Below are 11,862 nucleotides of genomic sequence, written 5' to 3' on the forward strand. Positions count from 1 at the left end.
CCTTTTTGGATTTAAAATTTTGTAAATCTAACAGCAAAATATTTAAAATATCATTAATAAAAAACTCTAGCCATAAATTTTGTGGTGAAATTTCTTTGAAAAAATTTAAATTTTATATGCTTTTTGATAAAATCCGCCTATCAAAAATAAGGAAAAATTTATCATGGACTATGAAATCATCGTCGTTGGCGGCGGACATGCTGGCATTGAGGCAAGTCTTGCGGCTGCTAGAATGGGCAAAAAAACTTTACTGATCACTATCTTAGCCGAGCAAATAGGCGCTGCAAGCTGCAACCCAGCCATCGGAGGCCTCGCAAAAGGACATCTTGTAAAAGAGATCGACGCGCTTGGCGGTCAAATGGGACTTACGACTGACGCTGTTGGTATCCAATTTCGCGTGCTAAATGAGAGCAAGGGCCCAGCAGTACGTGGTAGCCGTGCTCAGATCGATATGGATAGATACCGCGTTTATATGAGAAATTTACTTTTAAACACTCCAAATTTAGAAATTTCTCAAGAGATCGCCACTGAAATTTTAAGCGAAAATGGTGAAATAACGGGCGTTAAAACTCACCTAAACAACATCTATAATGCAAAAAAGGTGATAATTACAACTGGCACATTTTTAAACGGGCTAATCCACGTTGGATTTAACAAACTTGAAGCTGGCCGTGTGGGCGAGCTAAGCGCAAAGGATCTAAGCTCTAGCCTAAGGGAGCTTGGGCTAAATTTAGGCAGGCTAAAGACTGGAACATGCCCAAGGATCGACGCAAAAACTATAAATTTTGAAATTTTAGAAAAGCAAGATGGCGACGCAAATCCATCTGCATTTAGCTTTAGAACTAAAAATTTCTCCCCAACGCAGCTGCCATGCTACATCGCCTATACAAATGAAACCACCCATGAGATAATCCGCTCAAATTTCGACAAAGCACCGCTTTTTACAGGTCAGATCGAGGGTATCGGACCAAGGTATTGCCCAAGTATCGAGGATAAGATAAACCGCTTTGGTGACCGCGATAGACACCACCTTTTCATCGAGCCTCAGACTCTTGAAGCGACAGAGTACTACATAAATGGCTTTTCAACGAGCCTGCCTTATGAGGTGCAAGTGCAGATGCTCCGCTCTGTAAAGGGCTTTGAAAATGCCAAAATAGTAAGGCACGGATACGCCATCGAGTACGACTACGTCGAGCCAACGCAGTTAAAGCATAGCTTAGAGACCAAAAAAGTAAAAGGGCTATACTTGGCTGGGCAGATCAACGGCACGACAGGATACGAGGAGGCCGGCGCTCAAGGGCTAATGGCTGGTATAAATGCAGCGCTTTCACTTGATAACAAAGAGCCGCTTATCTTGCGCCGTGATGAGGCGTATATCGGCGTTTTGATAGATGATCTTGTCACAAAAGGGACAAAAGAGCCATATAGGATGTTTACGAGTAGGGCGGAGTATCGCTTGCTTTTGCGTGAAGAAAATGCCATTTTAAGGCTTGGCGGATATGGTCACGAGCTTGGGCTGCTTGATGATGAGACTTTTAATGAGATAGAAAACATAAGAAGAAATTTAAAAGAGGGGTTAGAGTTTTTAAACGAGACTCAGATCACGCCAAGTAAGGCAAATTTAGAGCTTTTAGCAAGCCTTGATGAAGAGCCGATCAGCCAAAACGTGAGCCTTCAAAAGATAGTCGCACGCAAGAGCTTCACGGCTGAAAAACTAAGAAAGCTTGATGAGAGATTTGTAAATTTAGACGATGCGAGCATGGATCAAATTTTAACCGAGTGCAAGTATCAGCACTACATCAGCGAGCAAAAAAATCAGATAGAAAAAATGAAAGATATGATGGATGTGAAAATCCCTGAAAATTTCGACTTTAGAAGTATAAGCGGACTTAGCAATGAAGTGGTCGAAAAGCTTGAGAAATTTGCTCCGCCAACGCTCTTTGCGGCGAGTGAAATTTCAGGTATCACGCCAGCAGCTATTGATATCTTACATATCTATATAAAGATGAGCGAGAAAAAGGCTTAAATTTAAGCCTTTTATGGTTTTAAAATTTAACTGGCGTTTAAAATTTAAAACAAAGTCACTCGTTTTTAATAGTTGCTATTTATAATTTTTTAAGTTTAATAAATTTTATTATTAAAATTTCTATTTTACGAGAGCTAAAATAGAAAAATTTTTTATATTAACGTTTGGGTATTAAGTCAAATTTCTCTTTTATAAAAAGCTTAAAGTCATGATATACAGGCATTTTTAGATAAATTTATTTCAAATTTTAGTGTAAAAAAAGCTTAAATTCACTTTATTTTTACAAACTATATTGTGAGATTATAGTTTTTTAATTTTTTGAGAGTATAATCGTTTAAATTTTATTTATAGAAAGGAAATTAATGTCAGTAAAGCAAGAAAGACGAAGCTTTATCGGTCTTGCGTTTGGTGCCGTGGCAGCTGTTGGTGGCGCGATGTCACTAGTTGCCATGAAAAAGACCTGGGATCCGCTCCCTAGCGTAAAAGCTGCTGGTTTTACAACTGTCGATCTAAGCCCGATCAAAGATGGCGAGATGAGACAGGTTGAGTGGCGTAAAAAGCCTATTTTCATCCTCAAAAAAAGCCCAGATATGGCTAAAAACGACAAGAGAGATGTAGTCGTTGGAGATGCGAGGTATGTAGTTCTTATCGGACTTTGCACACACCTAGGATGTATCCCTGAGTATAAAGCTAGTAAGCAAATGTTTGTCTGTGCCTGTCATGGCGGCGAATTTAACGTTGATGGCATACAAACATACGGACCTCCACCAAGACCGCTTGATATCCCACCATTTAAGATCGATGGTACCAAGCTAGTTCTAGGCGAAACAAGCCCAGAATACGAAAAATTAGTAGCTAAAGCTTAGGAGGTTAGCGATGTCTTTATCTCACAAATCAACTGGCGTTATTGACTGGCTTGACCAGCGCCTAGCTTTTACAAAACTTATGAAGGTTCTTGTTAGCGAATACTGGATCCCAAAAAATATAAATTTCCTTTGGGCGATGGGTGTTATCCTAACGACACTTTTCTTGCTATTGATCATCACTGGCTTTTTGCTTATGATGTATTACAAACCAGACATACATTTAGCCTTTGATAGCGTAAATTACACTATCATGCAAGAGGTTGAGTATGGCTGGCTGTGGCGTCATATCCACGCAGTTTCAGCTTCTACGATATTTCTTATCATGTATATCCACTTGCTTACTGGACTTTACTATGGCTCATACAAAAGAGGCAGAGAGGTCATTTGGGTAAGCGGTATGGTGCTATTTATCTGCTTTTCAGCAGAGGCATTTAGCGGCTATATGCTCCCATGGGGTCAGATGAGCTACTGGGCGGCTACTGTTATCACTCAGCTCTTTGGTGGTGTGCCAGTTATCGGCGATGCTTTGGTTGAGTGGATCAGGGGTGACTACGCAGTTGGTGACTCAACGCTTACAAGATTTTTCATGCTTCACGTCTGCTTGCTACCACTTGTAACTATCGTTGTTTTGGTTATTCACTTCTACTCATTAAGAGTTCCTCACGTAAATAACCTAACAAGCGAAGATATCGACTTTGAAGTAGAGGCGCAAGAGTACTTGCATGGTGACAGAGCAAAAGCTAAAGTTATACCATTTTGGCCAGGATTTTTGGCAAAAGACTTCATGTATGTATCATTTTTCATGATCTTTGTCATATATCTTGTTTGCTATCACTTCAACTTTGCGATGGATCCTATCAACTTTGAGCCAGCAAATCCGCTAAAAACTCCACCACACATCTACCCAGAGTGGTACTTCTTGTGGCAGTATGAAATTTTACGTGGCTTCTTCTTTGATATAGCTGGAATTTCAGCTTATAACATCGGTCTTATCGCATTTGCCTTTGCGGGCGTGGCATTTATGCTTATACCGCTCTTTGATAGAAGCGACCTTGTGGCACCAGCTCACAAAAGACCACTATTTTTCGTATGGTTTTGGGTGCTAGTTGCTGACCTTATCGTATTATCTATATATGGCAAGCTTCCAACAGGCGGCATCAACGACTGGATAGGATTTTACGCGTCACTATTATTTTTGGTGCTATTTATAATCGCACTTCCAGTTATCACAATACTTGAAAGAAAAAGGGGCTAATCATGAAAGAGCTTAAAATTTTTGCCATCGTTGTTATCCTTTCAGGTATTTTATACTGGGGTATCGAGCCTTACGCTCACACAAAGCTTCATCCGCACACTGCAAATGCTGAGTATAACTTCTCAAAAGAAGATACTGACTACGCAAAGCACTTTTTAGAGCAGAAAAAAGAGGCGCTTGAGGCTGCAAAAGCTAGCGGCAATAAGGCTAGCATAGAAGCAGCTACAAAAGATGTTGAGACAGCACAAAAAATTCTTGATGACTACACAGCTTTTTGGGCTGATATAAATTCGATCGACCTTGCAAAAGGTGACGCTGCAAAAGGCGCTGAGACATTTGGCGCAGCTGGATGTACAGGATGTCACGGCATCGAAGCAGCTGGTATGCCAGCTAGCATGGACGCTGAGACAGCTAGCCAAAGCTTTGGCGTAGTGCCACCAGACCTTAGCACAGCTGGTAAAATTTATGACGAGAGATTTTTGGCTGCACTCATCAAAAATCCAACTATGGCTGTAAAACTATCTCATAAATTTAACGACGAGCATCCTTATCCGATGACTGCATTTATGGGTGCTGGCGGTGATATAAACGCTGAGATCGCTGACATAGTTGCTTATCTTAAAAAAGTATCAGCTGAGGCGGATGCAAAGAGCAAGATCACAGATGAGAAAGTATTTGCTGATGCATGTCAAAGATGCCACGATATGAAGTATGATAAAAAGTATGCTTTCAGCAACAAAGCAAGCCTAGCAGCTTATATGGGCTCAAACCCACCTGATCTATCTATGATGATCCGCTCAAAAGGTGCTGACTACTTGCATAAATTTATAAACGATACTCAAAAGATGCTTCCAGGCACTGCTATGCCTAGAGTTGGCTTAAACAAAGCCGCTGAAGACGACATAGTATCTTACATAGAAAAAGTAGGCGATAGTAAAAAGGCTGAGCGCGAGAGCACAGGCATTTACGTGATGATCTACTTCTTTATCTTAGGAATTTTTGCTTGGCTTTGGAAACGCAAAGTCTGGAGCGAACTCCACTAAAATTTAAGAGCCTTTTTGGCTCTTAAATTTTCTCTAGTAAATTTACATATATAAATAAGTAGTGATCTTTTAAATTTATTCTTTTTTGCAAATTTGCTTAAACTATTTTGCAAATTTTAAAATCTCATTCACTCGCAAGAGTTGACTACTAAAATTTGGCTTCGCTTACCGCTTAGCTCAAATTTTAGAGCCGAAATTGCTCGTCCATGAAATTTTAAAATTTGTCAAAATTTTCTAAAAACAAACCCCATGCAGTGCGAAGCTTCGCCACATGCACCTCTCTACCTAGCTTCTACCTTTGGCATCTGCAGCATAAAATTTCTAGCTTCGCTTAAAAGCACCGGTTTAAGCGCATCTGCTGAGGTTTTTGGATCGTAAATTCTCTCATACGAAAGCGTCATAACTCCATCTTTTTTAAGTAAAAAGTGGATTATTTCTATATTTTTGCTCTTAGTTTCATCTTTTATAAGAGCTAAAATTTGATCATTTTCTTCGCTAAAAAGCACGTTTTTATCTTGCTTAAGAGCCTTTTTTAGCTCTTCTAGCTCGCTTTTTGTCTTGACATCTTTGTCAAATTTTACCTTAAAAGAGGCAAAGTGCTCGTCCATATTTTCATTTTTTAAAAAGTAAAAGCTCTCATTTTTAACCACTTGCTTTTTGTAAAATGTGCTCCCATCAAACCTAAAACTCTCAACCAAGCTTAGCTCGCCTGCCAAAGAAAAGACGCCAAAAAATATCAAAACAAAAAGGCTAAATTTACGCATAAAATTTCACTCCAAATTTCTAAAAATAGCCGCCATTTTGCCCAAATTTCGCTTAGCTTAATCAAAAAATAACAAAGCTTTTTATACAATCAGGCATTTTTATTTTAAGGATCTTTTTGCAGTTACACCAAGCAAGCGAGCTTAGCATCCTTGTCGTTTTGGCATTTATCGTCTTTGCTTCGCCTTATATTTCTAAAATTTTACGCATCCCAGTCGCACCTGCTGAGATACTACTTGGAGCGGTTGCTGGCTACATCGGAGTTGTTGGCGATAACGAGATGTTTAAACTCATCAGTGAAGTTGGCTTTTTCTTTTTGATGTTTCTAGCTGGCATGGAGATCGATCTTAGGATGCTCATAAACATCGACCGTAAAATTTTGCGCCTTGGGCTCATTTACCTTGCGCTCATCTACGCTTTAGCCACGGCTTTGACGCTAGGACTTGAGCTTAGCCTGCTTTACATCATCATCATCCCGATAATGGCCGTTGGTATGATATTTACGCTATTTAAGGAGTATGGCAAGCAGCAGGAGTGGCTAAATTTAAGCATGCTAATAGCAACCATCGGCGAGCTTTTAAGCATCACGCTTCTAACTTTTACCGCTGCTTACTTGCAGTTTGGAGCGAGCATAAATTTATGGCTAACGATTGGCTATTTGATCCTATTTTTGGCTATCAGCGTGCTTAGCTTTAAAATTTTGGACGTGCTTTTTTGGTGGTATCCGGGGCTTAAAGTGGTTCTCATGCCACACTACGACAAGGACGAGAAGGACATCAGGCTTTGCATCGCGGTATTTTTCACGATGATAGCTTTGATGCTCTATCTAAATTTAGAAGTCGCCTTTGGTGCGTTTATCGCAGGTATGTTTATCACGACATTTTTTGATCACAAAAAGGACTTGCCGCACAAGCTTTCAAGCTTTGGGTTTGGCTTTTTGGTGCCGATATTTTTCATTCACATAGGCTCGACATTTAAGCTTTCAAGCCTAGGATCTAGCGAAGTGATAAAGGATGCTATTTTTATATTTTTAGCGATGCTTGGCACCAGAGTTGTATCTAGTTTGCTCTTTTTGGGCAAGCTTGGCTTTAGGGGGATATTTTTATTTTCAGTTTCGCAGTCTATGCCGCTCACTCTTTTGATCGCAGTTGCTACTATCGCACACAAATCAGGCGAGATAAGTGACTATTCTTACTCATCTTTCATCCTAGCAAGCCTCGCACAAGCTATAATAGGAGCTATAATCATCAAAATTTTAATGCAATCAAAAAGCAAGGAGTAAAAATGTCATCAAATACAGCCACACTAATCGACAACCGAACAGGCAAGAGCTATGAATTTCCTATCCTAAAAGGCACGATGGGGCCAGACGTCATCGACATATCGACCTTTTTTAGCGATACTGGGATGTTTACCTTTGACAGGGGCTACACCTCAACTGCGATGTGCCGCTCAGCCATAACATACATCGATGGCCTAAAGGGCGAGCTCATGTATAGGGGATATGACATCGCGTATCTGGCTGAAAATAAGACATTTTTAGACGTTGCCTACCTGCTTTTAAACAAAGAGTTGCCAACGAGCGAGCAATACAAGGGCTTTAAAGATGAGCTCAAAAAAAGAAGCTTCATACATGAGGGCATGATGAAGCTATTTGATGCATTTCCAGACAAGGCGCACCCTATGGCGATCTTGCAGGCCGCAGTCTCAGCGCTAAGTGCCTTTTACTCAGACCACCTAAATATGGACAAGCCTGAAGAGTATCACGAGATGGCTATGCGTATCATCGCCAAGATCCCAACGATAGCGGCCTTTAGCTACCGCTACTCACGCGGTCTTCCTATCATATATCCAAATTTAGATCGTGGCTTTACTGAAAATTTCCTCTACATGATGAGGGGCTATCCATACGAGCACGTCGATCTTAAGCCTATCGAGATAAAGGCGCTTGACACTGTTTTTATGCTGCACGCTGACCACGAGCAAAACGCCTCAACGACTACTGTTAGGACTGTTGGCTCTACGCACGCGCACCCATACGCATGTATAAGCGCGGGTATCGGCGCACTTTGGGGCTGGGCTCATGGCGGAGCAAACGAGGGCGTTATCCGCCAGCTTGAAGAGATCGGCTCGGTCGCAAATGTCGATAAATACATCGCTAGAGCAAAGGATAAGAACGATCCATTTAGACTAATGGGCTTTGGTCATAGGGTCTATAAAAACTTTGACCCGCGCGCAAAGGTGCTTAAAAAGATGAGAGATCAGCTGATGGATGAGATCGGCATTAGCTCAGAGCTTATAAAGATCGCTAACCGCATCGAAGAGATCGCGCTAAATGATGACTACTTTGTAAGTAGAAATTTATATCCAAATGTTGATTTTCACTCAGGTCTCATCCTAAAGGCGCTTGGCATACCAAATAATATGTTTGCCGTCATTTTTGTCATCGGTAGGACGCCAGGCTGGATCAGCCAGTGGATCGAGCTAAAAGAGCAAGACACTATAAAGATCGTCCGCCCAAGACAGCTCTACGTCGGAGAGACAAACAGAACACCAAAATGAGTGAGCTTTTAAATTTAGCCATCAAGGCAGCCATCAGCGCTGGGGGTGAGATAATGAAATTTTACTCATCTAATAGCCAGGCGCTTAAAGTCTGCCTAAAAGATGATAGCTCGCCACTAACTAGCGCTGATCTAGCGGCAAATGAGGTGATACTAAAAGAGCTAAGCAAAAGTGGGATAAAAATTTGCTCTGAAGAGAGTATCTTGCAAGATAGCGATAAAGACGAGTTTTGGCTAGTTGATCCCCTTGACGGTACGAAGGAATTTTTAGCTAGAAATGGCGAATTCTGTGTTTGTATAGCGCTTATAAAAGAGGCTAGGCCAGTACTTGGCGTCATTTTTATCCCAGTTAGCAAAGAGCTTTTTTACGCTGATGAAAACGGCGCTTTTAAAGAAATTTTAGGCGCTAATGATGAGGTCGTAGAAAAACAAGATCTAAATGAAAAAGCCAAAAGCTTAAATAACTTCATCTTTTCAAGCAGAAGAGGCGAGACAAAGAGGGTTGAGCTCATAAGAGATAGTTTAAATTTAGAGCAAAAATGCATCGGATCTGCCATTAAATTTTGCCGTTTAGCCGAGCTTGGCGGGATATATGTGAGATTTAGCCTAAGCTATCTTTGGGACAATGCTGCAGGTGAGGCGGTGGTGAAATTTAGCGGTGGTAAGGTCTTAAACGCTAGCGACAGATGCGAGCCAAGCTACAAGCTAGCGGATCTAAAAAGCCCATTTTACGTAGCTTTTGGCAAAAATGCTTTGAGCTTAGAGGATGAAGTTTTTAAGCTTATAGAGCAGGGCAGATAAGGCTACTTGCACATTATCTCACCACTCATCTTTAAAAATGCGCTCTCGTTTTGCTCTAAAAATTTATCTGCCGCTTCTAAATCTTGAAATTTATCTTTTAGCCTGATCACTAAAGTGCCACATTTTAGCTCTCTAGCTCGCTCTAAACTGGCATCAAAGCTTTGCATTAGATCATTTACGCTTTTTATCAAAAGATCGTTTTTACCTAGCTCTTTTACGCTAAATTTAGCGTGTCTCTCAGCTCTTACTACGCCAAGATAGTTTGCGACTTTAGCGTTACTTATGTAGATGAAAACTCCCTCACGCAAGTTGCTGCTAAATGCCACTGCATCATCTTGCTCAAGTATCTTTGCAAGCTCTTCGCCGCCGTAGTTTAGGCTGCTTTTAAGATTTAGATTTTTCACGCTTAGCTTGCTAGCACAACCTGCTAGAAATATACAAAATATAAGAGCAAGAAAATTCTTTTCATTTTAAATTTCCTCAAGCAAATAGAGCATGCTAGCTATTCTTATAGTGCCTGCCACATAGTTCAATATATTTGATACAACCTTGTTTCTTTTTATCTCCTTGCCATTTGTTTCAAAAAACTTGACATCATTTTCTTTTATAAATTTTAAAGCTTTGGTTACAATATCTTCTAAGTTATTTTTGCCATCTAGTAGTAAAAATATATAATAATCAACCAAATTTAGTTTTTCAGAAACACCAAATTTATTTGCAAAAACAATGTCTGTCTTATCTTTATGTTTTAAAAAATACTTAACATAATTTATCAAATTTGGATTTAGTCTTGAATGGTTTGGAGTATACTCTATATCTTTTAATGCGTCTCTTACAAGCATTACGTTTGCTGAGTTAGTTAAAATCCTTACAAAAGTGCTATAAACCAAAAGCTTATCTTCTGGCAAAATCTCTAAAATTTGAGAGAGATTTATGCTTGCTGGGAACATCTTGTTGAAGACCTCACAAAGCCAAGATATATCTTGAGGCATAAGAGCAAATTTGTCATGCCAGCCATCATCTTTTTTTATAAAGTCAGCTACGACGTGAATTTTATTTATATCGCTTGGTCCTATTTGTTTTGTCTTAATGACTTCAAAAGCATCTTTGTGAACGATTAGACTCTGTCTAAAAAGTCTCATATTTAATGTATCAAAAAATTGCTCACTTTGTATACGATCAGTAAAGTGTGTATTTTTAAAATCATCCACAAGATCATTTCCAAAGTTTGGAGCAAAAATATCTTTAAGGTCACAATCGCAAAGATAAGCTAAGTCAAATTTATCTATTTTCTCGCAAAAGTCTTTAAAGTAAAATGGATCATTTATATCTTCTAAAAACTCATGCGCTACGTAGAAGTCATCTTTACTAAGAATATCATCTATCCAATTAATAAGCGACTTAACTGGCATGACACTTTCAAATTTTTCATTATCTCTTGTTAGTAAGACCTCTTTATATACTAAAAGCGCCTCTTTGGCAGCCTTTAGCCTCTCTTCTGTGCTATCTTTATCTTTTGCAGCAAGCAGCATAAGATCACGCACGACATCTTTTATCTTCCAGCCTGGGTATGTGTTATAAGAGATAAACGCCACGCCGTTTTGGCTTAAATTTTCTCTTACGACCCTTAAAATAGCATCTTTTACAAAGTCAGGCACCCAGCTAAAGACGCCGTGAGCGATGATATAGTCAAATTTCTCATCACTTTTAAACTCACAGATATCGCCGTGAATTAGCTCTAAATTTTGCAGTCCTATCTCTTTTACGATCTCTTGTCCGCGCCTTATCTGTTCGCCGCTAAGATCGATGCCAACTACTCTTGCATCTTTATTATTTACAGCAAATGGGATCAAATTTCCACCAAAACTGCACCCTATCTCCAAAACTTTTGCGTTTTTGCAAGGCGGTGGATTGATGCCAAGAAGTGTAGCGCAAGCCTCTAGTTTATAAGGCGAGCTTTGCGCAAATGCTGCTGATTTGTAAGTTAGTTCATCATAAGATTTTTCGATCTTGCTATTTTGGCTCATTTTACCCTCCTAGTAGTCTTTATTTTGCAATTTTTCTAGCATATTTTTAGCGTCGTTTTCAGGCTCATCAACGATATATGCTCGCCTTATATTGCCACCTTTTATGATAAGTGTTTGACGAAAGTAAAATTTATGCCCATTTGAAGCTGCAAATACCGGAAGCTCAAGCGCGCGCTCTAGCATAAACTCGCTATCATTTAAAAACATCACGCCAGTTGCAGTCTCTTCTTCAAATTTCTTTTGAGCTGCGATCTCTTGGGAGCCTATGGCAACCACCATAAAGCCAAGATCGTTAAATTCTTTTAAAAGTTTTTCGTAGTTTTTCGCTTGTTTAGTGCACCCAGTCATGCCAGCGGTATTTTGCAGCTGCTCGCTTAAAAGCTCAAAGTCCGCACCTATCTTTGGGTAGATGAAAACCACGCAGTCATGGCTCCTTGCGAAGGCAGAAAAGTCAAATTCTTTACCGTCTAAAGTCCTTAGATAGATGCTTGTAGGCACTTTTATCATCTTTCATCCTTTAA

General features: G+C 39.9%; 11 protein-coding genes. 7 read left to right on the plus strand and 4 right to left on the minus strand.

What is annotated here, in order from left to right; all coding sequences use genetic code 11:
- Positions 1-163: 163 nt before the first annotated feature.
- The 4 genes from mnmG to G6W41_RS07175 all read left to right on the plus strand — a co-directional run bounded on the left by mnmG (position 164) and on the right by G6W41_RS07175 (position 5,190).
- Entirely contained in the window at positions 164-2,026 is a 1,863-nt protein-coding gene (gene mnmG / locus G6W41_RS07160) for a tRNA uridine-5-carboxymethylaminomethyl(34) synthesis enzyme MnmG (protein ID WP_194171063.1), read from the plus strand.
- A 362-nt stretch (positions 2,027-2,388) separates the two neighbouring features.
- Positions 2,389-2,892: a ubiquinol-cytochrome c reductase iron-sulfur subunit gene (gene petA / locus G6W41_RS07165; protein WP_103612822.1), complete on the plus strand. Its 504-nt coding sequence runs from the start codon at positions 2,389-2,391 to the stop codon at positions 2,890-2,892.
- 10 nt (positions 2,893-2,902) lie between these two features.
- Complete coding sequence (locus G6W41_RS07170; protein WP_194171064.1) at positions 2,903-4,147, plus strand: cytochrome b; 1,245 nt, start codon at positions 2,903-2,905, stop codon at positions 4,145-4,147.
- 2 nt (positions 4,148-4,149) lie between these two features.
- Positions 4,150-5,190, plus strand: coding sequence for a c-type cytochrome (locus G6W41_RS07175; protein ID WP_194171065.1), 1,041 nt, complete (start codon positions 4,150-4,152; stop codon positions 5,188-5,190).
- 281 nt (positions 5,191-5,471) lie between these two features.
- Here G6W41_RS07175 and G6W41_RS07180 read toward each other — a convergent pair whose 3' ends face one another.
- Positions 5,472-5,954, minus strand: a complete 483-nt coding sequence (locus G6W41_RS07180; RefSeq protein ID WP_194171066.1) for a hypothetical protein — start codon at positions 5,952-5,954, stop codon at positions 5,472-5,474.
- A 116-nt stretch (positions 5,955-6,070) separates the two neighbouring features.
- On the opposite strand from G6W41_RS07180, the gene G6W41_RS07185 reads away from it, so the two are divergent.
- The 3 genes from G6W41_RS07185 to G6W41_RS07195 are packed head-to-tail and all read left to right on the plus strand — an operon-like array spanning position 6,071 to position 9,314.
- The gene (locus tag G6W41_RS07185) at positions 6,071-7,234 is read left to right on the plus strand and encodes a cation:proton antiporter (RefSeq protein WP_021088913.1); all 1,164 of its coding nucleotides are present in this window, start codon (positions 6,071-6,073) and stop codon (positions 7,232-7,234) included.
- Between the two features lie 2 nt (positions 7,235-7,236).
- Positions 7,237-8,514, plus strand: a complete 1,278-nt coding sequence (locus tag G6W41_RS07190; protein WP_194171067.1) for a citrate synthase — start codon at positions 7,237-7,239, stop codon at positions 8,512-8,514.
- Positions 8,511-9,314: a 3'(2'),5'-bisphosphate nucleotidase CysQ family protein gene (locus G6W41_RS07195; RefSeq protein ID WP_194171068.1), complete on the plus strand. Its 804-nt coding sequence runs from the start codon at positions 8,511-8,513 to the stop codon at positions 9,312-9,314. Before G6W41_RS07190 ends, G6W41_RS07195 begins: the two co-directional genes overlap by 4 nt.
- Positions 9,315-9,316: 2 nt before the next feature.
- Here the strand turns inward: G6W41_RS07195 and G6W41_RS07200 are convergent, their stop codons facing one another.
- The 3 genes from G6W41_RS07200 to G6W41_RS07210 all read right to left on the minus strand — a co-directional run bounded on the left by G6W41_RS07200 (position 9,317) and on the right by G6W41_RS07210 (position 11,848).
- Positions 9,317-9,718, minus strand: a complete 402-nt coding sequence (locus tag G6W41_RS07200; protein WP_242039925.1) for a damage-inducible protein — start codon at positions 9,716-9,718, stop codon at positions 9,317-9,319.
- 66 nt (positions 9,719-9,784) lie between these two features.
- Positions 9,785-11,341 carry a class I SAM-dependent methyltransferase gene (locus G6W41_RS07205; RefSeq protein ID WP_194171069.1) on the minus strand — a complete coding sequence of 519 codons (1,557 nt, stop codon included), beginning with the start codon at positions 11,339-11,341 and terminating at the stop codon, positions 9,785-9,787.
- Positions 11,342-11,350: 9 nt separating this feature from the next.
- Positions 11,351-11,848: a redoxin family protein gene (locus G6W41_RS07210; protein ID WP_194171070.1), complete on the minus strand. Its 498-nt coding sequence runs from the start codon at positions 11,846-11,848 to the stop codon at positions 11,351-11,353.
- Positions 11,849-11,862: the final 14 nt, after the last annotated feature.

Source organism: Campylobacter concisus (genome assembly GCF_015230035.1).
In the GTDB taxonomy this organism is placed as follows: domain Bacteria; phylum Campylobacterota; class Campylobacteria; order Campylobacterales; family Campylobacteraceae; genus Campylobacter_A; species Campylobacter_A concisus_BK.

Excerpts from the sequence above, each read along its gene's own strand:
- G6W41_RS07205 (WP_194171069.1), bottom strand. The coding sequence starts at position 11,341 with ATGAGCCAAAATAGCAAGATCGAAAAATCTTATGATGAACTAACTTAC.
- G6W41_RS07170 (WP_194171064.1), top strand. The coding sequence starts at position 2,903 with ATGTCTTTATCTCACAAATCAACTGGCGTTATTGACTGGCTTGACCAG.
- G6W41_RS07190 (WP_194171067.1), top strand. The coding sequence starts at position 7,237 with ATGTCATCAAATACAGCCACACTAATCGACAACCGAACAGGCAAGAGC.
- G6W41_RS07175 (WP_194171065.1), top strand. The coding sequence starts at position 4,150 with ATGAAAGAGCTTAAAATTTTTGCCATCGTTGTTATCCTTTCAGGTATT.
- G6W41_RS07195 (WP_194171068.1), top strand. The coding sequence starts at position 8,511 with ATGAGTGAGCTTTTAAATTTAGCCATCAAGGCAGCCATCAGCGCTGGG.
- G6W41_RS07180 (WP_194171066.1), bottom strand. The coding sequence starts at position 5,954 with ATGCGTAAATTTAGCCTTTTTGTTTTGATATTTTTTGGCGTCTTTTCT.
- G6W41_RS07210 (WP_194171070.1), bottom strand. The coding sequence starts at position 11,848 with ATGATAAAAGTGCCTACAAGCATCTATCTAAGGACTTTAGACGGTAAA.
- petA (WP_103612822.1), top strand. The coding sequence starts at position 2,389 with ATGTCAGTAAAGCAAGAAAGACGAAGCTTTATCGGTCTTGCGTTTGGT.
- mnmG (WP_194171063.1), top strand. The coding sequence starts at position 164 with ATGGACTATGAAATCATCGTCGTTGGCGGCGGACATGCTGGCATTGAG.